At 46.7% G+C, this 21,258-nt stretch carries 18 protein-coding genes, 5 tRNA genes and 1 pseudogene; 11 read left to right on the top strand and 13 right to left on the bottom strand.

Annotation, left to right across the window (positions count from 1 at the left end; translation table 11 throughout):
* Nucleotides 1–111: 111 nt before the first annotated feature.
* Nucleotides 112–399, top strand: coding sequence for a helix-hairpin-helix domain-containing protein (locus KHO06_RS13000; protein ID WP_005425566.1), 288 nt, complete (start codon nt 112–114; stop codon nt 397–399).
* Nucleotides 400–543: 144 nt separating this feature from the next.
* Here the strand turns inward: KHO06_RS13000 and rrtA are convergent, their stop codons facing one another.
* Entirely contained in the window at nt 544–1,095 is a 552-nt protein-coding gene (gene rrtA, locus KHO06_RS12995; RefSeq protein WP_212581716.1) for a rhombosortase, read from the bottom strand.
* A 3-nt stretch (nt 1,096–1,098) separates the two neighbouring features.
* On the opposite strand from rrtA, the gene KHO06_RS12990 reads away from it, so the two are divergent.
* Nucleotides 1,099–1,716: a DTW domain-containing protein gene (locus KHO06_RS12990; RefSeq protein WP_212581715.1), complete on the top strand. Its 618-nt coding sequence runs from the start codon at nt 1,099–1,101 to the stop codon at nt 1,714–1,716.
* Between the two features lie 20 nt (nt 1,717–1,736).
* On the opposite strand, the gene KHO06_RS12985 is transcribed toward KHO06_RS12990, so the two are convergent.
* From KHO06_RS12985 to KHO06_RS12975, 3 genes are all read right to left on the bottom strand, one after another.
* Nucleotides 1,737–3,071 carry an anti-phage deoxyguanosine triphosphatase gene (locus tag KHO06_RS12985; RefSeq protein ID WP_045455046.1) on the bottom strand — a complete coding sequence of 445 codons (1,335 nt, stop codon included), beginning with the start codon at nt 3,069–3,071 and terminating at the stop codon, nt 1,737–1,739.
* Between the two features lie 3 nt (nt 3,072–3,074).
* Nucleotides 3,075–3,659 carry a 5'-deoxynucleotidase gene (yfbR, locus tag KHO06_RS12980; RefSeq protein ID WP_005425568.1) on the bottom strand — a complete coding sequence of 195 codons (585 nt, stop codon included), beginning with the start codon at nt 3,657–3,659 and terminating at the stop codon, nt 3,075–3,077.
* An 84-nt stretch (nt 3,660–3,743) separates the two neighbouring features.
* The gene (locus tag KHO06_RS12975; RefSeq protein WP_029788618.1) at nt 3,744–4,958 is read right to left on the bottom strand and encodes a pyridoxal phosphate-dependent aminotransferase; all 1,215 of its coding nucleotides are present in this window, start codon (nt 4,956–4,958) and stop codon (nt 3,744–3,746) included.
* A gap of 217 nt (nt 4,959–5,175) precedes the next feature.
* Between KHO06_RS12975 and KHO06_RS12970 the strand changes: the two are divergent.
* The 6 genes and pseudogenes from KHO06_RS12970 to menE all read left to right on the top strand — a co-directional run bounded on the left by KHO06_RS12970 (nt 5,176) and on the right by menE (nt 12,411).
* Nucleotides 5,176–6,484 (top strand): annotated as a pseudogene (locus tag KHO06_RS12970) (isochorismate synthase).
* The gene (menD, locus tag KHO06_RS12965) at nt 6,481–8,199 is read left to right on the top strand and encodes a 2-succinyl-5-enolpyruvyl-6-hydroxy-3-cyclohexene-1-carboxylic-acid synthase (protein WP_212581714.1); all 1,719 of its coding nucleotides are present in this window, start codon (nt 6,481–6,483) and stop codon (nt 8,197–8,199) included. The pseudogene KHO06_RS12970 and the gene menD overlap by 4 nt, the downstream one beginning before the upstream one ends.
* Entirely contained in the window at nt 8,186–8,980 is a 795-nt protein-coding gene (gene menH / locus KHO06_RS12960) for a 2-succinyl-6-hydroxy-2,4-cyclohexadiene-1-carboxylate synthase (RefSeq protein ID WP_045397585.1), read from the top strand. The genes menD and menH overlap by 14 nt, the downstream gene beginning before the upstream one ends.
* A 26-nt stretch (nt 8,981–9,006) precedes the next feature.
* Nucleotides 9,007–9,873, top strand: a complete 867-nt coding sequence (gene menB / locus KHO06_RS12955) for a 1,4-dihydroxy-2-naphthoyl-CoA synthase (protein ID WP_038887944.1) — start codon at nt 9,007–9,009, stop codon at nt 9,871–9,873.
* Between the two features lie 130 nt (nt 9,874–10,003).
* Nucleotides 10,004–10,993 carry an o-succinylbenzoate synthase gene (gene menC / locus KHO06_RS12950; protein WP_005425572.1) on the top strand — a complete coding sequence of 330 codons (990 nt, stop codon included), beginning with the start codon at nt 10,004–10,006 and terminating at the stop codon, nt 10,991–10,993.
* A complete protein-coding gene (gene menE, locus KHO06_RS12945; RefSeq protein WP_212581713.1) occupies nt 10,978–12,411 on the top strand; it encodes an o-succinylbenzoate--CoA ligase in 1,434 nt (477 codons plus the stop codon). Before menC ends, menE begins: the two co-directional genes overlap by 16 nt.
* A gap of 50 nt (nt 12,412–12,461) precedes the next feature.
* Here menE and nagE read toward each other — a convergent pair whose 3' ends face one another.
* The gene (gene nagE / locus KHO06_RS12940) at nt 12,462–13,916 is read right to left on the bottom strand and encodes an N-acetylglucosamine-specific PTS transporter subunit IIBC (RefSeq protein WP_212581712.1); all 1,455 of its coding nucleotides are present in this window, start codon (nt 13,914–13,916) and stop codon (nt 12,462–12,464) included.
* Nucleotides 13,917–14,072: 156 nt separating this feature from the next.
* Here nagE and KHO06_RS12935 point away from each other — a divergent pair, with 156 nt between their 5' ends.
* Complete coding sequence (locus KHO06_RS12935) at nt 14,073–14,954, top strand: LysR substrate-binding domain-containing protein (protein WP_212581711.1); 882 nt, start codon at nt 14,073–14,075, stop codon at nt 14,952–14,954.
* Nucleotides 14,955–15,050: 96 nt separating this feature from the next.
* Nucleotides 15,051–15,251, top strand: a complete 201-nt coding sequence (locus tag KHO06_RS12930; RefSeq protein ID WP_005425578.1) for a hypothetical protein — start codon at nt 15,051–15,053, stop codon at nt 15,249–15,251.
* Here KHO06_RS12930 and KHO06_RS12925 read toward each other — a convergent pair.
* From KHO06_RS12925 to KHO06_RS12915, 3 genes are all read right to left on the bottom strand, one after another.
* On the bottom strand, nt 15,237–16,142 hold the full coding sequence (locus tag KHO06_RS12925) for a putative sulfate exporter family transporter (protein ID WP_045370552.1): 906 nt from the start codon (nt 16,140–16,142) through the stop codon (nt 15,237–15,239). The two genes, KHO06_RS12930 and KHO06_RS12925, sit on opposite strands and share 15 nt — an antisense overlap.
* Before the next feature lie 162 nt (nt 16,143–16,304).
* Nucleotides 16,305–18,179: an MFS transporter gene (locus KHO06_RS12920; protein WP_005425580.1), complete on the bottom strand. Its 1,875-nt coding sequence runs from the start codon at nt 18,177–18,179 to the stop codon at nt 16,305–16,307.
* Between the two features lie 13 nt (nt 18,180–18,192).
* Nucleotides 18,193–18,783 (bottom strand): TetR-like C-terminal domain-containing protein, encoded by a 591-nt coding sequence (locus tag KHO06_RS12915; RefSeq protein ID WP_005425581.1) that lies wholly within the window; start codon nt 18,781–18,783, stop codon nt 18,193–18,195.
* A gap of 256 nt (nt 18,784–19,039) precedes the next feature.
* Between KHO06_RS12915 and KHO06_RS12910 the strand changes: the two genes are divergently transcribed.
* Entirely contained in the window at nt 19,040–19,912 is an 873-nt protein-coding gene (locus KHO06_RS12910; protein WP_045417701.1) for a TIM44-like domain-containing protein, read from the top strand.
* Nucleotides 19,913–20,321: 409 nt separating this feature from the next.
* Here the strand turns inward: KHO06_RS12910 and KHO06_RS12905 are convergent.
* From KHO06_RS12905 to KHO06_RS12885, 5 genes are all read right to left on the bottom strand, one after another.
* A tRNA-Tyr gene (locus KHO06_RS12905) sits at nt 20,322–20,406 on the bottom strand.
* 85 nt (nt 20,407–20,491) lie between these two features.
* A tRNA-Tyr gene (locus tag KHO06_RS12900) sits at nt 20,492–20,576 on the bottom strand.
* Between the two features lie 85 nt (nt 20,577–20,661).
* A tRNA-Tyr gene (locus KHO06_RS12895) sits at nt 20,662–20,746 on the bottom strand.
* Nucleotides 20,747–20,830: 84 nt separating this feature from the next.
* Nucleotides 20,831–20,915 (bottom strand) — tRNA-Tyr (locus KHO06_RS12890).
* Between the two features lie 85 nt (nt 20,916–21,000).
* Nucleotides 21,001–21,085, bottom strand: a tRNA-Tyr gene (locus KHO06_RS12885).
* Nucleotides 21,086–21,258 lie beyond the last annotated feature (173 nt).

Below are 21,258 nucleotides of genomic sequence, written 5' to 3'. Positions count from 1 at the left end.
GGGTCGCATTAGCGGCCCGTTTTATTTTTATCTGAAGAAACTTCAATACAAACAGCGCTTTGCCTAGAGTAGTTTTCGTTCTGATACAACTACCAAAGGGAGATTGCTCAAATGAAATGGATGTTAACGCTGTGCTTATTGATACTCGCGCCGATGAGCTGGGCGGAAACAAAGACTAAAGCAGATAAGTATGAAGGTATTGAGATTACGGTTAACGTTAACTCTGCCACTGCAGAAGAGATTGCGACGCTACTTAATGGTATTGGTGAGAAGAAAGCGCAAGATATTGTTGAGTATCGCAACGAGCACGGTCCATTTAAAACAGCTGCGGATCTTACAAAGGTGAAAGGCATCGGTGAGGCGACTGTTAAGAAGAACGAAGACCGCATCCTGCTGTAATCGACGTTCTTGCCATTAAAAGCAAAGTTTTTGTTTCCTATTACTGCTTTCCCGAACCAAGCCTCTTTACTGGTTCGGGATTTTTTACTCTTCTTTGGGGCTATTTACAGAGTAGTGGTGAACTGGCTTTCAATTCTCTAATCTCTAGCCAAAGATACGACGATGGGTCAGCTTCTCTAACCAAGCCATACTCAAACCACCTATTGCACCAAACAGGTGAGCATCCACCGCTACGCGAGCCCCAATCATCGCCGCAGTGCTTGTTGAAGGGCCGTAGAACTGCTCCCAAGCGACTTTAGCAATCAAACCACCTACCAGCACTAAACTGCTTCTTCTACCGTCGAAAACCTCAGTCAGCGCCCAGAAGCCGAATAAGCCGTGCAGCACACCCGACAGCCCGACGTAAACCGACATATTGGTGAATAAGTTCATCGCACCAACGAAGGTACACAAAACGAGAAATACGATGATGAAATTATGCACGGTAGGGCGGAAGATAAATCCGATCACCCATAAACCAGCGAGATTCATCCCGAGGTGAGCAAAGTTGGTATGCGTGAGATTTCCTGTTACGATTCGCCACCATTCGCCGTGGCGTATATTGTAGGCGTGCCATTCGGTTAGGCTTGCCATTGGTTCGAATTGCAGTATTAAACAGATAACGCTGATGATGCTCAGCAATGTATAAAGGTTCACTCTATGTCTCGTTATTGTTCTCAGTGTGGAAAATCGCGCAAAGCTTGTATTTGCCAATGGATTGTACCGCTAGCAAACGAGGTTGAACTTATCATCCTTCAGCATACGAGTGAAGAACATCGTCCTCTTGGTACGGCACGAATTCTCAATTTGAGTCTAAATCATTGTACTTGTTTGATCGGAGAAGACTTTTCAGATAGCGAGGCCTTGAATGCGTTGCTTGAGGATGACACTTATCAACATTTCATTCTTTACCCTTCAGAACAATCGTTGTGCCTTTCAGACTTGGCGACGGTCGGAGAGGCGGCAGATAAGAAAACACGCTTGATTTTACTCGATGGCACTTGGAAGAAAGCTTACAAAATGTGGCAACTTTCGACCAACTTGCACTCCCTTCCAACAGTGAAACTGCCAGAGGATTTGCAAGGTCATTACACCATTCGTAAGGCACCATCGAACAACAGCTTATCTACCGTGGAAGCCGGCTTTCATGCACTGAGCCTGATGGAGTCTGGGAAAGATTTCACGCCTTTGTTAACGGCGTTTGAGAAGATGATTGAATTTCAAATCGCCCAGATGCCTCCGGGCGTATTTGAAAAGAACTACCTGAAAGACGAGTAGCGAACCGATAGAGTACTTCTCTAAAGGACTATTGAAGAGAACAACTGTCGATGCAGCTTTTGTGCGTGGCCATCGGTCATCGCCGAGATGTAATCCGCGATCACACGCATTTTCGCGCTCTCGTTAGCCGCCTCTTGCCACAATGCTTGAGTATGTGTCGGAAGTAAGCGTTCAGGATCCGCACTTAACGCTTCAAACAAATCCATAATGATCTGTTGTCCTTTGTACTCAACAATCTGAACCTGATGCACTTGAATCACATACTTGCTAACGAAGTGTTTGAGTACTTCAAGCGCCTTTGCCATCTGTGGTTCTAGACACGCGTTCCAAGCCAATAATGGGTTGCTGAAAGGTTCATCTACGACCTTGATTGAAATACTGGTCAGCAGCGCATTGACCATGCCACCAATCGCATCTTTACGCTCATGATGCTTACCACTAAACAGCATTTGTCCAATTGAGCCAATATGCTCTTCAAACCACGCATCGCCACAATCGGCCAATTGACTGGCTGCGCCTTCTTGCCATTGCTGACGAGTGACCATTCCTAGCACAATTGCATCTTCCAAGTCATGCACGCCATAAGCGATGTCGTCTGCAAGCTCCATAATTGAACAGTCGAGCGATTTGAATCGTGTTTTACAGTGCTCAAAATCCGATTCTGGACGACAACGCATTTGGCTTAACAGGGCTTTGTCGTTGTCGGTTAATGGTGCAATGACCCAATCGAACAAATCTTTATCACAGTCGTAAATGCCTTTTGCGGGGCTCCAGTCTTTGGCTTTCAATTTGCGCTGGTGCTCGACTGGTTTCGGCAGGCAAACCGCGCGAGTTTGACTAAGCAAGGCTGGGTACTTGATCAGACCGAGTAAGGCACGGCGTGATAGGTTCATGCCAAAGTGCTCGGTATAGGGTTCTAACTTGGTGACGATACGGAAGGTTTGGGCATTGCCTTCAAAGCCACCATGCTCACGCATCATATAGTTCAGCGCGACTTCACCGCCATGCCCATAAGGTGGGTGGCCAATATCGTGCGCCAAACAGAGTGAATCAATCAAGCTGTCAGACGGTAGAAGGTCTCGAAACTCAGGCTGTTTCTTCTTAAGTTGAGCCACAATGCCCGTACCCAACTGTGCTGCTTCAAGAGAGTGTGTCAATCGGGTACGGTGAAAGTCTTCCAAGCTGTTTCCATGGACCTGAGTTTTTGCCTGCAATCGACGGAAGGCAGCCGAGTGCAGAATACGAGCTCGGTCTCGTTGGTAGGGGCTACGATGATCGTCACGACGGATCTTGTGCTCATCATCATGGCGCTCTTGCCATAAGGCATCTAATTCAAACGACACTTTTCTCTCCATCAATTAGCTGATTTCATCCAGCGATAATTCAAAACTTGGGGCAAAGGTATGAAGGAAGTATTCCATTTCCGGTGTTTTGCGTTCTTGCAGAGTGATGTCGAGACGCTTTTTCGCTAGAGCAAACTCGTGGTTGCCGGCGCTAAGTTCTTCGAGACATTTTAAGTAAGCGCAGATAGAGTCTGCTTGCTTGACGATCAATGCATCTTCTTCGTGCGCAGAGTGCGATAACAAATAGGGCGCAAAATCATCTTGGAATTCTTCTGGCAGCATAGATAACAGTTTTTGTTCAGCTGCCGCTTCTATCTTTTTATATTCTTTAGAAATTTCTGGGTTGTAATACTTTACTGGGGTTGGAAGATCACCCGTTAAGACTTCACTGGAATCGTGGTACATAGCGAGAATAGCGATGCGTTCAGGGTTTAAGTTGCCGCCAAACTTTTTGTTTTTGATTAGGGCGAGGGCATGAGCAACAAACGCGACTTGCAAGCTGTGTTCAGAAACGTTTTCCGGCGATACCGAGCGCATTAAGGGCCAGCGTTGGATGAGCTTCATTCGTGCCAAGTGGGCGAAAAAATGGCTTTCTTTCATTGCTGTCTCCAATTTTGATTCTGATACAAAAAAAAGGAGCTCACTAGGAGCTCCTCTAAGCATATGAGAGATCAGCACTAATTACTACTGGCTGTAGGTCGTCAAGAATCGTTCAAAGCGACCAATCGCGGTTTCGAGATCTTCTACGTGAGGTAGAGTTACGATACGGAAGTGATCGGGCTTCGGCCAGTTAAAGCCTGAACCCTGAACCAACAGGACCTTCTCTTGTTTCAAGAAGTCCAACACCATTTGTTGGTCATTTTTGATGTTGTACATCTTGGTATCGATTTTCGGGAATAAGTACATCGCGCCTTTTGGCTTCACACACGAAACTCCAGGGATCTGGTTGATCAGCTCGTAAGCACGGTTACGTTGCTCAAGCAGACGGCCACCTGGCAGGATTAGCTCGTTAATGCTTTGGTAGCCACCCAATGCGGTTTGGATTGCGTGTTGCATTGGCACGTTGGCACACAGGCGCATGGAAGACAGCAGCTCAAGACCGTTGATGTAACCTTGCGCCAAATGTTTAGGGCCAGTTAGGAACATCCAACCACCACGGAAGCCACAAACACGGTAAGCTTTCGACAGGCCGTTGAAGGTCATCACCAATACGTCGTCGGTTAGCGTCGCAACTGATGTGTGTGTTGCACCGTCGTAAAGCACTTTGTCGTAGATTTCATCGGCGAAGATCATCAGTTTGTGCTGACGTGCAATCTCAATCACTTCCAACAGGAAATCACGGCTGTATACAGCACCCGTTGGGTTGTTCGGGTTGATCAGAACAATACCGCGTGTCTTTGGCGTGATTTTCTTTTTGATGTCTTCTAGGTCTGGATACCAGTCTGCGCCTTCGTCACATAGGTAATGAACAGGCTTACCGCCAGACAGTGCAACAGACGCCGTCCACAACGGGTAATCCGGTGCTGGGATCAGCATTTCGTCACCGTTGTTCAGTAGCGCTTGCATTGCCATCACGATTAGCTCTGAAACGCCGTTACCTACGTAAACATCTTCAACATCAAGAGAACGAATGCCCTTGCGCTGGTAATGCTGCACAACAGCTTTACGCGCAGAGTAGATACCTTTGGAATCACAATAGCCTTGAGAAGTTGGTAGATTGCGGATGACATCTACTAGAATCTCATCAGGGGCGTCAAAACCAAATGGGGCGGGGTTACCAATGTTTAGCTTTAGGATTTTATGCCCCTCTTCCTCCATGCGTTTAGCATGTTTGAGTACAGGACCCCTAATGTCGTAGCAGACATTGTCGAGTTTTGACGACATCCCGATATTTTGCATTGTATAATTCCTAAAAAATCGTTAATTTCTTTATTAAAGTACAATAATTTGTTTTTTATTAGAATAAAAATCTGTAAATTATCCGTTTAATGGCTAACTTTTGTCCGGTTGTTATCACAGGATTTTGCAAAAGATCGCATACGACCTTGATTTGCTTTGGGTCTAAACTTAGAGTAGCCGTCAGTTATCACTTATCCTCACATATTTCGAGGTTGATTTGTCACAGTTCCATCAAGCCGTAAAGAGAATTATCGAGCGAGTTCAGCAAACGGAAGGCAATCAAACACGTTTAGTCGAGCCACTCAGCGAGAAACCCAATTTCGCGTTTATTGACTGGCTTGAAGCACAACCACTTTTTCCCAAGTTTTACTGGCAGTCCCGTGATACTCGTGAAGAAGTTGTTGCCCTAGGTCAGCTCCATTCATTTGTTGAGCCCGGCCCAGCTTATACGATCCTTGGCGAAGGCCAACGCGTATGGGGTGGCCGCTCTTTCGATGGTCAGCACGAGAAGAATCGTCGCTGCATGCCGTCTTTCTTTTTTCTACCGCAAATCGAGCTGATTCGATTCGATCAGCAATGGTCACTCGCGGTGAATATCTCAGAAGATAAAACACGTACATTAGCAGGCTTGAAAAAGTTGGTATGTGACGTGCCTAGTCTTGCGCCAATTTCATCTCATATTCGCTCAATTGATCATGCGCCAACACAGCCTGAATGGAACGCGTTGGTCGAAAAGGTGCTCACAGGCATCGACAACGATGAGTTTAAAAAAGTGGTTCTGGCTCGCAAATCGACAGTTATGCTGGATTCAACACTTTCTGCTGCGCAGCTTCTTAAAGCGAGCTACCTAAATAACCATCACAGCTTTCACTTTTTGTTGAGTTTAGACAGCAAGCACAGCTTTATGGGTTCGACGCCAGAGCGCCTATACTCGCGAGTGGGTCATGAGCTGCACACAGAAGCGTTGGCTGGCACGATTGGCCGCGGTGACAACGCGACGCAAGACATGGAGCTGGCGAACTGGCTGTCGCAAGACTCTAAGAACCTCAATGAAAACCAATATGTGGTGGATGACATCATTGATCGACTAACACCGCATTCGGAGCGTGTTGAGGTAGAAAAAGAGCCTCGATTGGTTCGTCTGAGAAAGGTCCAACATCTTAAGCGTAATATTAATGCGGATCTGAAAGCGGGCATCAACGGTGTTCAATTGCTTTCAGCTTTACAGCCAACCGCCGCAGTAGCCGGTTTACCGCGTAAAGAGTCGATGCAATTTATATTGGATAACGAGCCGTTTGCACGCGGCTGGTATGCAGGCTCGATGGGATACATTAGCCATGAGCGTGCAGAGTTTTGCGTCGCAATAAGAAGTGCGTTGGTTTTGAGTGACCAAGTACAACTGTTTGCTGGCGCGGGTATTGTTCCAGGCTCCATTGCAGAACACGAATGGGCCGAGTTAGATAAAAAAAATGTCGACGTTACTTTCTCTTATTTCAGACCACCCGCCGCTTGGGGTTGCATCATGAGTGCCGATCAAGCTGTTTTAAATCGCATTTGGTCTGAAACCATCCTGACAGAATTGAACCGCTTTGGTGTGAACCACGTTTGTATTGCACCCGGTTCTCGCTCCACACCTTTAACGGTCGAGGCGGCAGATAACCCAAATTTTACCATCCACACCCATTTTGATGAGCGTGGCTTGGGCTTTATGGCTCTGGGACTTGCTAAAGCAAGTAAAGAACCAGTGGCGCTGATTGTTACATCGGGTACAGCGGTAGCGAACTTGTTGCCTGCGATTGCAGAAGCAAAGCTGACGGGGGAAAAGCTGGTGGTGCTAACTGCAGACCGCCCGGTTGAACTTGTGGGTTGTGGCGCAAACCAAGCCATTAATCAATTGGGTATTTTTTCAGAACATGTTTCTGACAGTCTTAACCTGCCGAGTCCTACGCTATCAACCCCGTTGAATTGGTTGCTTACTTCTGTTGATGAGGTGATGTTTACGCAACGCCTAAGAGGCAGCGCGGTTCACATTAACTGTGCGTTTCCAGAGCCTTTGTACTCCAATACAGAAAAGAGTACCTATCAGGACTACCTTGATACCGTTGCCGGTTGGCGAGATAGCAAGGTGACGTATTGCCAACGCTTCAATCCAAAAACCAGCAGTGCAATACCAAGCTGTGGTGACAACAAAGGTTTGGTGGTCATTGGCAGCTTGCCTTTGATTCAAGCGCAAGCGGCACGTGCATTTGCTGAGCAGATGGGATGGCCAGTATTGGCTGACCCACAAAGTGGTGTGAGCTCAGATTGGGCACATTTCGATTTATGGCTGCAAAATCCAAGAATGGCGAGTCAGCTTGATGACTGTGATTTGATTGTTCAGTTTGGCAGCCGAATCATTTCTAAACGTTTTAACCATTGGTTAGAGAAACACGTATCACGAAACCAGCAGGGTGGTGATACACAATATTGGTTTGTCTCTCCTCGGTTAGACCGTGACAACCAGAGTCATTTACCTCAATGGCACTGGGCTGAGCAACCAAGCGCTTGGGTAGAACGCACGTCGGGTTTCTCATCAGAACACGCTGGCTGGGCAGATGAGTTGGCTGCGGACATCAAACAGGTCACGCAGCATGCCAAAGGGCTGTTTGTTTCGGATCCTAAGAGTGAGTTAAGTGAAATTGCATTGGCGATTGATGTTGCCGAGCGTGCTCAAGGTGTGGATCTGTTTGTCGGCAACAGTTTGTTTGTTCGTTTAATCGACATGTTCGGTAAGCTTGATAACACAGAGGTTTTCACTAACCGTGGAGCGTCTGGCATTGATGGCCTGTTTGCCACTGCAAGTGGTGTACAACGCGCGCGGAATAATCCGATGTTGATGTTTATTGGCGACACTTCTGCGTTATATGGCTTGAACTCGTTGGCACTGTTTACGCACAGTGAGCTACCTTCGGTCTTGGTGATCACCAATAATGATGGCGGTGCGATTTTTGATTTGTTGCCAGTGCCGCAGGAACATCGTGAGTCGTTCTACCAAATGCCTCATGGTTACGAGTTTGAGCACGCTGCGAAACAGTTTGGTTTGCAGTATCGTAAGCCAAGCTCGTTAGCAGAATACCAATCCTTGGTTTCCGAACATTTTGCTTCAGGGCAAGGCGCATTGGTGGTCGAAGTGCAAACGCCATCGAACCAAGCTGTCGAGCATTTAAAATCCTTCAATAAGAATTTGCATGCTCTATTCTGAGCGCTTCCCAGCAACGGAAAAGCACCAAGGTGGCACTTTGCCTACTCTGGTGTTTTTACATGGTTTGCTTGGCAGTGGCGAGGATTGGCAACAGTGCTTGAGTGCTTTACCTCAGTATGACCGAGTAACGATTGACTTACCCGGTCATGGACGCAGCCAATCTATTTTTTGCAGCGATCTGAATGATTGCTGCAAATTACTCAATTCCGCACTATCTTTACTATTTCCTTCGCAACAACCGCTTATCCTGATTGGTTACTCAATGGGTGGACGCATTGCTATGCATGGCCTTGCTCACCAATGTTTTCCAGATCTCAATATTTGTGGTGCCATTGTTGAAGGAGGAAACTTCGGGCTTCAAAGCGAGTCAGACAGACAGGCACGATTCGAAAACGATTCGCGCTGGGCAAAGCGTTTCAAAACTGAGCCTCTTGCCTGCGTTTTGAACGATTGGTATCAACAGTTGGTCTTTTCTTCACTAAACCATGAGCAAAGACAAACATTGGTGGCGAAACGAAGTGCTAATCTTGGTTCTGCAGTGGCGGATATGCTGATTGCGACATCATTGGCGAAGCAATCTTATCTGTTGCCAGCATTGCAGCAACAAGCGGTTCCGCTTTATTACCTCTGCGGCGAAAAAGACAAAAAATTTAGCCAACTGGCTGAAACAAGCGGGTTGGCGTATCGACAAATTGAGGGGGCTGGACATAACGTCCATCAAGAGCAACCACAACGATTTGCGATGCAAGTTGATCAAATAATTCATTCTCACTTTGAGTGAGAGCAACGAGAACAATGGGAATCACCATGGCTAAAACAGTAGGCATTTCTGAAGAAGAACTTTACGCTCCGGTTCAATGGAAAGATTGCGGCGACAAATACGAGGATATCCACTACCACAAATCTGAAGATGGTATCGCGAAAATCACCATTGCACGCCCTCAAGTGCGCAACGCGTTCCGTCCTCAAACGGTAAAAGAGATGATTGATGCGTTAGCAGACGCACGCTATGACTCAGGTGTTGGCGTAATCATTCTGACTGGTCTAGGTGAAGACGCATTCTGTTCTGGCGGTGACCAGAAGATCCGTGGCGACTACGGCGGCTACAAAGACGACCAAGGTACGCACCACCTGAACGTATTGGACTTCCAACGCGATATTCGTACTTGTCCAAAACCAGTGATCGCATCAGTAGCTGGTTGGGCTGTGGGCGGTGGTCACGTACTGCACATGATGTGTGACCTAACAATTGCTGCTGACAACGCTCAATTTGGTCAAACAGGTCCTAAAGTAGGCTCATTTGATGGCGGTTGGGGCGCATCTTACATGGCTCGTATCGTAGGCCAAAAGAAAGCACGCGAAATCTGGTTCCTATGTCGTTTCTACAACGCTCAAGAAGCGGTAGACATGGGCCTAGTAAACACGGTAGTACCACTAGCGGATCTAGAGAAAGAGACCGTTCGTTGGTGTCGTGAAGTGCTACAACACAGCCCAATGGCACTGCGTTGCCTGAAAGCTGCGTTGAACGCGGACTGTGATGGTCAAGCAGGTCTGCAAGAACTAGCGGGTAACGCAACTATGATGTTCTACATGACAGATGAAGGCCAAGAAGGTCGTAACGCATTCAACGAGAAACGTCGTCCAGACTTCGACAAGTTCCCTCGTAACCCATAATTCGTATAAGAAGAGGAGCCATTGTGCTCCTCTGTTTCGTTTTTCGTCCTGAGCGTCTCGCCCTCTGGGAGACTAGCGAGTTCTCTTGTTAAAAAGCTCAGAATATATGGCATTACATAGGATTCGAATTATGCGTAAAGCGAAGATTTACCGTTACTGTCTACCAATGGACAGTGGCGTAATACTACGTGATAACAAGCTGACGGAACGTAAAGGTTATATCCTTGAATTAACGGAAGGTGGCAAGGTTGGTCGCGGTGAAGTTGCCCCTTTGGTTGGCTTCAGCCTAGAAGGCACTGAAGAAGCGGGCATTCAGCTGCAAGCGCAAGCAGAGCGCTGGGTGGCAAACTTGCCTTTAGATTACAACAACATGTATCCATCGGTTGCGTTTGGTCTGTCTATGGCTCAGCTGGAGCTTGAAGGCGGTTTACCTGCGCAGGGTAAGTACCAAGTCGCGCCGCTGTGTAACGGCGACCCAGATGACTTGATCCCTAAGCTGAACGAAATGGAAGGCGAAAAAGTCGCGAAAGTAAAAGTGGGTTTATACGAGCCTATTCGTGACGGCATGTTAGTGAACTTGTTCTTAGAGTCGATTCCACAGCTGACACTTCGCCTTGATGCTAACCGTGCTTGGACACCAGAAAAAGCCCAGCAGTTTGCTAAGTACATTGCACCATCACTGCGCCAGCGTATTACCTTCTTGGAAGAGCCATGCCGCTCTCCGGGTGATAGCCTGTCTTTCGCTATCAATACGGGTATTGCAATCGCGTGGGATGAAACACTGCAAGATGCGGTTCGCCGTGAAGACTTCAGTTTAGAAGATCTTACAGGTGTAAAAACCATCATCATCAAGCCAACGCTGATCGGCTCGGTTGATTTCTGTATTAAGCTGATTGAAAAGGCGAAGACGTTGGGTATCAAAGCGGTGATCAGTTCAAGCATTGAATCAAGTCTTGGCCTAAACCAGCTTGCTCGCTTAGCGCAATGGCAATTACCTAATGAGATCCCAGGTCTGGATACTATTGGTTTGTTCAAAGCGCAGCTAGAGCAGGGTTGGCCGAAGTGTGAGCTTCCAGTTCTTCCGCTATCTGAGCAGGAGTTAGTGTGGCATTCAGCATAGATACTATTGCGATTGCACCATGGAAATATTGGGCTCAAGTGAGCCCTTTTTCTATTGCGCTTAAGACAATCAAAGAGCAAGTTAACTGGCAACAATTGACTGCTCGTGTTGACTTGTATTCTCGCTACCTTCAACAACACGGTGTCGCGAGTGGAGATGTGGTGACGCTAGTCGGTAAGAACCAAGTTGAAACCTTGTGGTTTTACCTTGCTGCGCAGCAGATAGGCGCAATCACTGCGTTGACCATGCCGCAGCCATTTGAGGCTCTCTCAGGTAAGTTAACGACGCTATACAAGCCAACCCAACAACGTTTTGTGTGGTTTGCTGATGGTGTTGCCGCTAGCTACTCTGAACAGCAGTTATCGCAACTATCTATCATCCAACTTTCGACTCTGGATAGCGAATCGCAATGTGATGCTGGCAATTCGAACGAGGGCTACGTACATGATGCTTTAGCGTCTATTGTGTTTACCTCTGGCTCAACAGGCACCCCTAAAGCCGTGGTACATACTCATCGTCAGCACCTTTCTTCAGCTCAAGGTTTGTTGGCTGAGTTCCGGTTCAACCATGAAGATAGCTGGCTGCTTTCCTTGCCGCTTTACCACGTGTCAGGCTTGGCGATTGTCTACCGTTGGTTGTTTGCAGGCGCAACGCTCAAAGTAGGGAACGGAAATCTTGCTGATGATATTCTTGGCGTCTCTCACGCTTCTTTAGTTGCGACCCAGCTTAAGCGTTTACTGGATGAACAAGTCGAATTGTCCCTCACGCATGTCTTACTGGGCGGTAGTCATGTAGCGCACGAACTCGCACAGCGAGCGACACAGATGGGTATTGAAACTTGGCTGGGCTATGGCATGACAGAAGCGGCCTCTACCGTAACTGCAAAGCAAATCGATAGCATTAGTAACGCGGGCCACCTATTACGAAATCGCGATATTAAGCTGGTGGAAGAGCGTATTTATATCGGTGGGCAGACGCTAGCGGCGGGCTACTTCAAGCAAGGCTCAGTTACCTCACTTCTGAATGAAAATGGTTGGTTCGACAGTAAGGATCTTGGAGAGTGGCAAGGCGACGAACTCAAGATCATTGGTCGAGCAGACAACCAATTTATCTCTGGCGGTGAGAATGTTCACTGTGAAGAAATTGAAGCGGCACTGAACCAAATTGAGAGTATTTCACAAAGCATTGTTGTGCCAGTAGAGGATGTTGAGTTTGGACACCGACCAGTGGCTGTGATTCAAACAGAGTCGTTACTGGATAAAACTCAATACGAACAACATCTGCAAACTAAGTTAGAAAAATTCAAATGGCCAGTGGCGTATTACGCAATGCCTCAAACCCTGTTGGGTGGGGGAATCAAAATCTCGCGCAAAGCGGTGAAAGACTGGTTAAAAAATGAAGTGCAAAACGGTGACTAAGCGTTATTGCACTTCAGGGGGATGTGGTGATGGTGAGTCACCACAATTCTTTAGTTAGCGAGCGCGAGTTTCATCTGCTCAGCTACCTTGTCTACTTTTCCTAGACCGATAATCACTTGTAAGCCGCCTTTACCAATCATGACTACACCAGCAGCACCCAATTGTTTGAGCTTAGCTTCGTCAGCTAGGGATGAATCTTTTACAGTCAAACGAAGTCGAGTAATACAGTTGTCCACTTCTAGGATGTTGTCTGCACCGCCAATTGCGGCGATGTAATCTTTCGCTAGCTCACCAATATTCTCAGTGACTTCTTTTTCCATGTCCTCACCACGACCCGGCATACGCAAGTTGAACTTGATGATCGCGAAGCGGAATACGCTGTAGTAAATCGCAAAGAAGACTAAGCCTTGTGGGATCAGCATGTACCATTTGGTTGCCAATGGGTTTTGGCTTGACAGTACGAAGTCAACAAAACCAGCTGAGAAACCAAAGCCCGCCATCCACTGCATGCTTGCTGCAATGTATAGAGAAATACCAGTCAATACCGCGTGAATCAGATACAGCACTGGTGCTAAGAACATAAAGCTGAACTCTAGTGGTTCGGTGATACCTGTGAAGAAGGATGCCATTGCCGCAGCTAGCATGATAGAAAATACTTTGGTTTTGTTTTGCTTATCAGCACAGTGATAAATCGCAAGAGCAGCGCCCGGTAGACCAAACATCATGATTGGGAAGAAACCAGCTTGGTACATACCCGTCTGGCCGACTACAGCTGTGCCGTTAGCAATAGACTGCGCGCCGCCTAAGAAGTTTGGAATGTCGTTGATACCAACCACATCAAACCAGAAGACGGGATAAAGCGCGTGGTGCATGCCGATTGTTAGCATTAGACGGTTAAAGAAGCCAAATAAACCGGCGCCAACCGCACCCATGGATTCAAGTTTGGTTCCGAAAATAATTAATGCATCGTAAATCACAGGCCATACGTAAAGCAGAACAAAAGCCAACACCATACCTGCGATGGAGGTGAGGATTGGTACTAGGCGTTTACCACTAAAGAACGCCAGCGCTTTTGGTAGCTCGACTCCGGAGTAACGGTTGTAGATTTCAGCGGAGATAATACCCACCAAGATACCGATGAACTGGTTGTTGATTTTGTTGAACGCATCAGGCACTTCGTCAGCACTAATATCCATTAGCTGTGTGACGGCACCCGGTGCGAGTAGCGTCGTCAGTACCATAAAGCAAATGAAGCCAGACAGTGCTGCTGAGCCGTTTTTATCTTTGCTCAATCCGAAAGCGACACCAACGGCGAACAGTACCGCCATGTTATCGATGATGGCCCCGCCTGATTTAATGAGGAATGCCGCTAAGACACTTTCAGAGCCCCAGCCAACCGGATCTATCCAGTAGCCAATCCCCATTAAGATTGCCGCAGCGGGTAAGGTCGCTACCGGAACCATTAATGCCTTACCGACTTTTTGCATGTAGCCGAGTATATTCATATTTGCCCCTATAATTTTAATGCCACCTAAAACATGATCTATGTTTGAAAGTGACGTTTTTATTAAGTTTCTAAGGGCTATTTGAAACTTAATTATCGACGCAAACAAACGAATTCACTACTATCATGAATTAATATTTTTAATGCATGGTCGATTATGGCAAACCAACAGTTACTGCTTCGAAATCTTCATACCTTTAGCATCGCAGCGAAGCATCTTAGCTTTACGCAGGTAGCAAAAGAGCTGCACTTAACGCAAGGAGCCGTAAGCCATCGCATCAAAGTGCTAGAACAGGAGCTTGGTTTCTCTCTGTTTGTTCGAGGCACTCGCAAACTCGAACTGACATCAGAAGGGCATCGATTTCAAAAAACGTTATCTACGTCACTCAGTACCATTTTTAATGAGATTGAAGAGATTAAGTCGACGGACTTGGTGGGGGAATTAAACATTGCTGCATCGCCAGGTTTTTTGAATGGATGGCTGATGCCTCGTATTGCGGATTTCCAACGTCATTTCCCGGGGTTTAACCTCAACCTTTTCGCCCAAGAAAACCAACTCGACTTGGTGACCAATCAGATTGATGTAGCCATTTTTTACGATACGGATCATTTGGTTGATGTGTATCGCCAGCGACTGTTTGGCGAAAAGTACATTCCGGTCTGTACGCCTCAGTACATGAAGGAACTGAATATTCTGGAAGATGGTATGAAGTCACTCCGACGGATTAACTTTATTCATGCTCTCGGTTCGGATGTATGGCAGCGATGGGTGACTTATATGGAGCTGGATATCGATATTTTCCAGCACTTTTACTGTGTGAGTCATCGTGATATGGCAGTGCTAGCAGCAAGAAATCACGTCGGGGTCGCGATGGGGCGCTATCGATTCGTGAAAGACTTTTTAGATAAAGGTGAACTGGTCAGCCCTTATCCGATGATGGATACCCAGCTGGGGTATGACTTAGTTTGCCCTTCAGGCTACGAGCATCGACCTAAAGTGAAAACCTTTATCTCTTGGATAGAAAGCCAACTTAGTTGATTTCGCAATGAATTAGTCGAAAAGGGAATTTCGTATCCTTATAACTCTGAATCATAATCATGCTCAAAGATTAAGGAATAAAGCATAAGGTTCAGGATGATCAAATTAGCGTTAGCGGCAGCGGTGTTATTGCAAATCGGCGTTGCTGTCAGCACCGATGGCTTAACGCGCTCGTTGGCTGAGTTAACCGCCTTTCTGGTGGCGATTGCTTTAGTGTTGGTACACAAAAGTCAAAGCGCACAAAAAGCGGAATCAACTCAGCCAGATAAAATCAATCAAGGTTTAGCTGAAAAGTAGCCAGCCAAGCGAGGTTGTTGAAATCAGAACCCATAGCGTTACACCAAACATCAGCGGTTTTGCGCCTGCTGACTTCAGTTTCGATACTGAAATGCTGCAACCAATCAAGAACAGACACACCACAAGGGCTTGTTTAGCAATAGCAAAGATGCCTTGATACACCACTTCAAATTGCGGGAAGAAGTCGCTGAACGCAATCGCAGCGCAATACCAGAAAATGAAGTAAGGAATCACTAACTTACTCTTGCCTTCCTCACCGTTACCGCGAGAAAAAATCACAGCACTCACTAGCGCGACAGGAATGATCCACAATGCGCGAGCAAGCTTCAATGTTGTTGCGGTAGTCAATGCTTCTTCACCGTATGCAGATGCTGCGCCCACAACGGAAGACGTATCGTGAATCGCAATCGCAGCCCAGGTTCCGAACGTATGCTGATCCAAGCCGATCGCGTGACCAATCACAGGGAAGATAAACAGCGCCAGAGAGTTGAGCACAAAAACGGTCGCTAGAGCTAAACCAATTTGTTCATCTTTGGCTTTGATCGCAGGCGCGACGGCGGCAATCGCGCTACCGCCACAAATTGCGGTACCAGAAGCGATTAGGTAGGCTGTGGTGCGCTCTAGCTTAATCATTTTGGCAATCATCATGCCGATCACCAGTGTACCGAGAATGGTTGCGATGATAAGACCAATACCATCAGAAGTGACGGCGAGAGCTTGTTCAAAGTGAATACCGAAGCCCAAACCAATAATCGAATAGGAAAGCAGCTTCTTAGTAAAAGAGGCAATAGGAAGTTCAGTCGGTACTAGGCTAAAACTCGCCAGTAGAAAACCGATCACAAGCGCAATAGGAGAGGACACAAAAGGGGTCAAACAAAACAGCAGTGCCAATCCAAAGGGGATATTCTTTGTATTCAAGGATGTCGTTCGTTGTTATGAGTTAAAGCGTGAAGTATACAGTAACGCTTTGGGTCAGAAAGTCTTAATGAATTGAACATATGTTCAGTAAAACTAAACACATGTTCAACATTCCAAAATTATCTTGTGGTGAATCTAGCGCCAGTCGCCGCGAAGCGCTTGCACCTTTTCAAACATAGCTTGTGCACTGGCTTGCTTTGGATCAACAGGCGTGCCTGCTTCGATTTCTAACTTAGACCAGAAACGCGTTGGTAGCCCTTTGCACGCGCGGCCTTTTGCACGGCTGAAATAGCTGCCCCACAAGCCTTTTAGCGCCATTGGAATGACGGGGACTGGACTGCGACGAAGTATAATATCGATACCGCGCATGAACTCGTTCATCTCACCATCAGAGGTTAGCCGCCCTTCAGGGAAGATACACACAATATGACCTTCACTCAGTGCTTTCTCGACATCATTGAAGGCACGGCGGATAGACGTTCGGTTACTTGCAGAAATAGGGATCACGCCAGCTCGACGAAGGAAACCTCGTAGAGGAGGAAGATTTGCGTAGTCTTCTTCCATCACAAATCGAATCAGGCGAGGGCAAACTGCACTTAATAGCAGTGAGTCCATGTAGCTGACATGGTTACAGACGATCAACGCCCCGCCGTGTTCTGGAAGGTGATGTAAGTTCTTATGCTTTACTCGGTATATGGTGTGAGTGACTACCCACATCGCAAAGCGCACGACAAAGATAGGGATCTGCAGGAAGATGTATGCAGCGACCAAAAAATTCAGGATTGCCAGAAGAGCGAACAGTTGAGGAATGCTCATCTCAAGCACGCTCAGGCAAACAATGCCCAATACAGCGCTGCCGACCATGAACAGAGAGTTAAAGATGTTCAAGCCAGCAATCACTTGTGCTCGTTCTGTCTCTTTCGCTCGGTGTTGCATCAGGGCATAAAGTGGGACGATAAACAAACCACCCGAAATACCGATCATCAGTAGGTAGAAGAATAGAGGCCAGAAAGCGTCATAGCTAACGAACTCTGCGAAAGTGTGGAATCGAGGTAAGTCCGTTGGAATCGATGTTGCCATCAAGAAACCGAAAATGGTGATCCCCAAAGCACCGATCGGTACGATACCCACTTCGATGCGGTGATTCGACAGCCAGTTACACGCCATAGAGCCGACAGCAATACCCACTGAGAAAAGTGCTAAAAGAAAAGAAACCGCGCTTTCGGTGCCGTTCAAGTAGACCTTAGTGAAGTTAGGGAACTGAGTCAGATAAGCCGCACCTAAGAACCAGAACCAGCTGATTGCCATGATGCATTGAAAGACAATTCGATCAGACTTCGCAATGGAAAGTGTGAGTTTGGTTTGTTTGTAAGGCTGCCACTTAAATTGAATATCTGGAGCGCCTGCTGAGGCAAAAGGGATAAATCGGCTGGAGAGGTAGCCTAGTACTGCAAAGATGACAACGCAGAATGCAGCAAGATATTTGGCATTGTCGGCCGAAGCGATAAGACCTGCGCCCAGCGTACCGACCAAAATCGCGATAAACGTCCCCGCTTCGACTAAGGCGTTACCAGGGACTAATTCTTTCTCATTGAGTTGCTGAGGAAGCAGTGCGTATTTGACCGGCCCAAAGAACGCGGATTGCGTGCCCATCAAGAAAAGCAGTAAGAGCAGCACGCCGTAGCTTTCGGTGATGAAACCAATCGCGCCCAGTAGCATGATGCCGATTTCAAACAGCTTAACCTTACGAATAAACCAAGACTTCTCGTATTTATCAGCTAGCACCCCTGCGGATGCGGAAAATAAGAAGAAGGGCAGTATAAATAAGCCTGCCGCTAAGTTAATAAACAGGTTGCTAGAGATCGGTAGTGCACTAGAGCCAGCAAAGGCCACAAACAGCAACAGTACGTTTTTGAATATGTTGTCGTTGAAAGCTCCGAAAAACTGGGTGACAAAATAAGGGAGGAACTTTCGCTGCCTAAGCAAAGACGACTGGCTGTCTGATGACATGAATAATCCTTTATTACCAGCTGATCAGGTAGTTTGAAATCAGGTTATCAATAAGCTCTTTACCATCAATAGGTTCACTAGAGAAAAACTTATCATCGACGCTAAGTAGCGTGATTCCATGTACCCCAGACCATAAAACGCGACTTGCTTGCAAAACTTCAGATTCGGTTCGGTGCGGCGCAATTTGCGCAAGAAGAGATTCCAACATGCCAGTCATGCCATCGATGCGTTTTGCATGCCACTCTGGAAGCTCCGCACCATTCATGTTGTGCTCAAAGACCAGTTGCCAGCGATGAGGATGTTTTTGTGCGAAGTCGTGGTAACAGTAAGCCAGTTCAAAAAGTGCCTGATGAGTATCCTTACTATTTTTTGTCGCGGCTACGGCTTCTTGCTGTAACTCATCCAGAGTTTGGGCCACGGCATGTAAAAGCAGCAGGTTGTAGTTACCAAAGATATTAACGAGCGTGCTTGGTACGTAACCAATCATGTTCGCAATCTTACGAAGACTAAGCTCGTGGTAAGAATTCTCGTCTAAAAAGTCTTTGACTGTGGAAAGCGTCAAGTTGACTAGCTCTTCTCTGGTGTGATCGTTTCTGCGCGCCATAATTTAAAACTACTTATTGAACATCGTTCAATATGATAGTCAGCTACTGATTGAGCGTCAATAACGCAAACAAGTCATAAACCTATGGGTTGGCAATATTCTGATACATGTCTTCTATTATGGAATGTTTCATTGTTGTATCTGACGGAGTATGATGGTCACATCTCATATTTAGCGTGCTACTGATATTGGATGCTTGTTCATCACATTGTTCGGCAGCATGGTTAAGTACTTATCGTCAATTTTAAGGATAACGATGAAACGTTTATTTTCGATTGTCGCCCTACTGATGTTTACCGTTGCTGTAACACCTATCGCGGAAGCGAAGAAGTTTGGCGGTGGTAAGTCGTTCGGTAAGAGCTATAAAACGGCTCCTGCTCCTAAACAGCAGCAACAAAATACAAACACCATTGGTAAAGAACAAGGTGCTAAATCGTCAAGCAAGAAAGGCTTGATGGGCGGCTTACTTGGTGGTCTTCTTGCTGGTGGTCTATTGGCAGCATTCTTTGGTGGTGCGTTCGAAGGTATCCAGTTTATGGATATCCTGATCATTGGTTTGATTGCATTTGTTATCTTCAAACTGATGCGCGGCATGCTTGGTGCTAAGCAAGGCAGTATGAATCAGCATCGTCAACAGCCAGCATTTGGTGGTAACGCTTCTAAGTTCGAGCAACCAAACATGCAGAACTTTGAGCAACAACCAAACACAAACGCAGGTGGTTTTGGCGGTTTCGGTGCACAAACTGACATCCCGCATAACTACCCACCGGGTTTTGACCAAGCAGCATTCATTAATGGCTCTCGTGAGCACTACCGAATCCTGCAAGGTGCTTGGAACCACAACCAACTTCATACGATTGAAGAGTACGTTTCTCCAAGCCTATTTGAAGACTTGAAAGCAGAGCGTGCGAAGCTAGATGGCGAGCAACACACTGATGTGATGTACGTAGATGCGGAAATCGTTCGTGCTGACTACGATGCGAACAAAGCACAGCTTAGCCTGCAATTTAGCGGTCGTTACCGTGATGCAGAAGAAGGTATCGAAGAAGACATCGAAGATATCTGGCATTTAGAACGTGACCTAACGGTACCAAATGCACCTTGGTTGATTGTTGGTATTCAAGGTTAATCACCAACAGCGTTCAATTTGGTCTTAGTAAAATCCCGCTTTCGAGCGGGATTTTTTATGTCTGGAGATCAGAGAATCGAAACCTATCGATATAACTTCGAGTGGTTAAAGTCGAGCGAATAGGGTTCTTAAAAGGGAGGCGATGAGTCACACAGTAGGGAATAGTGAAGATAGAACTAATGGGGTGATCAGTTGCTTGATTCCATTGACTGAAAGAAACCAACTAACACTTCGATTCTCTTTCAAATAGAGGTAGATAAAAGAGCTTAGGAGCCGTACTACTTAACGAAAAGGCATTATAAGTCGCGCCTTGAATTAGGCTAGATTTAGCCAGAGAGTGAGGTAAGTCATTGAAAAATGATAGGTATAGAACGAAAAAAGCCAGCTCAATGAGCTGGCTTCTTCAATATGGTGGAGGGGGACGGATTCGAACCATCGAAGGCAGTGCCGGCAGATTTACAGTCTGCTCCCTTTGGCCACTCGGGAACCCCTCCAGGGTATTTTTATACTTAAAAGTTAGTTTCCCAACATAACTTCCAAGTTGCTCTCATGTTCAAAGGAAAAACATAAGAAAGAATATGGTGGAGGGGGACGGATTCGAACCATCGAAGGCAGTGCCGGCAGATTTACAGTCTGCTCCCTTTGGCCACTCGGGAACCCCTCCAGGGTATTTTTATACTTAGATGTTAGTTTCCCAACCTAGCTTCCAAGTTGTTCTTATGTTCAAAGGAAAAGCATAAGAAAGAATATGGTGGAGGGGGACGGATTCGAACCATCGAAGGCAGTGCCGGCAGATTTACAGTCTGCTCCCTTTGGCCACTCGGGAACCCCTCCAGGGTGTTTTATACTTGAAAACTAGTTTCCCAACCTAACTTCCAAGTTGCTCTCATGTTCAAAGGAAAAACATAAGAAAGAATATGGTGGAGGGGGACGGATTCGAACCATCGAAGGCAGTGCCGGCAGATTTACAGTCTGCTCCCTTTGGCCACTCGGGAACCCCTCCAGGGTATTTTTATACTTAGATGTTAGTTTCCCAACCTAGCTTCCAAGTTGTTCTTATGTTCAAAGGAAAAGCATAAGAAAGAATATGGTGGAGGGGGACGGATTCGAACCATCGAAGGCAGTGCCGGCAGATTTACAGTCTGCTCCCTTTGGCCACTCGGGAACCCCTCCAGGGTATTTTTATACTTAAGATTTGTTTTCCCAACACATCTCTCAAGTGCGGAGCGCATCATAGCAAACTCGCTCCGGCTGTAAAGCGTTTTTCTTACGTTTTTACGTTGAATGCTGCCTTTTTGGGCAAAGATGGCAGAAAGTCAGCGTTTTGTATGTCGTTTATACAAAAG

This window comes from Vibrio sp. B1FIG11, from assembly GCF_905175335.1.
Lineage (GTDB): Bacteria > Pseudomonadota > Gammaproteobacteria > Enterobacterales > Vibrionaceae > Vibrio > Vibrio campbellii.
This window is presented reverse-complemented; position numbering and strand designations above follow the sequence as displayed.

Excerpts from the sequence above, each read along its gene's own strand:
- KHO06_RS13000 (WP_005425566.1), top strand. The coding sequence starts at position 112 with ATGAAATGGATGTTAACGCTGTGCTTATTGATACTCGCGCCGATGAGC.
- KHO06_RS12990 (WP_212581715.1), top strand. The coding sequence starts at position 1,099 with ATGTCTCGTTATTGTTCTCAGTGTGGAAAATCGCGCAAAGCTTGTATT.
- KHO06_RS12985 (WP_045455046.1), bottom strand. The coding sequence starts at position 3,071 with ATGGAGAGAAAAGTGTCGTTTGAATTAGATGCCTTATGGCAAGAGCGC.
- yfbR (WP_005425568.1), bottom strand. The coding sequence starts at position 3,659 with ATGAAAGAAAGCCATTTTTTCGCCCACTTGGCACGAATGAAGCTCATC.
- KHO06_RS12975 (WP_029788618.1), bottom strand. The coding sequence starts at position 4,958 with ATGCAAAATATCGGGATGTCGTCAAAACTCGACAATGTCTGCTACGAC.
- menD (WP_212581714.1), top strand. The coding sequence starts at position 6,481 with ATGAGTGCCGATCAAGCTGTTTTAAATCGCATTTGGTCTGAAACCATC.
- menH (WP_045397585.1), top strand. The coding sequence starts at position 8,186 with ATGCTCTATTCTGAGCGCTTCCCAGCAACGGAAAAGCACCAAGGTGGC.
- menB (WP_038887944.1), top strand. The coding sequence starts at position 9,007 with ATGGCTAAAACAGTAGGCATTTCTGAAGAAGAACTTTACGCTCCGGTT.
- menC (WP_005425572.1), top strand. The coding sequence starts at position 10,004 with ATGCGTAAAGCGAAGATTTACCGTTACTGTCTACCAATGGACAGTGGC.
- nagE (WP_212581712.1), bottom strand. The coding sequence starts at position 13,916 with ATGAATATACTCGGCTACATGCAAAAAGTCGGTAAGGCATTAATGGTT.
- KHO06_RS12935 (WP_212581711.1), top strand. The coding sequence starts at position 14,073 with ATGGCAAACCAACAGTTACTGCTTCGAAATCTTCATACCTTTAGCATC.
- KHO06_RS12930 (WP_005425578.1), top strand. The coding sequence starts at position 15,051 with ATGATCAAATTAGCGTTAGCGGCAGCGGTGTTATTGCAAATCGGCGTT.
- KHO06_RS12920 (WP_005425580.1), bottom strand. The coding sequence starts at position 18,179 with ATGTCATCAGACAGCCAGTCGTCTTTGCTTAGGCAGCGAAAGTTCCTC.
- KHO06_RS12915 (WP_005425581.1), bottom strand. The coding sequence starts at position 18,783 with ATGGCGCGCAGAAACGATCACACCAGAGAAGAGCTAGTCAACTTGACG.
- KHO06_RS12910 (WP_045417701.1), top strand. The coding sequence starts at position 19,040 with ATGAAACGTTTATTTTCGATTGTCGCCCTACTGATGTTTACCGTTGCT.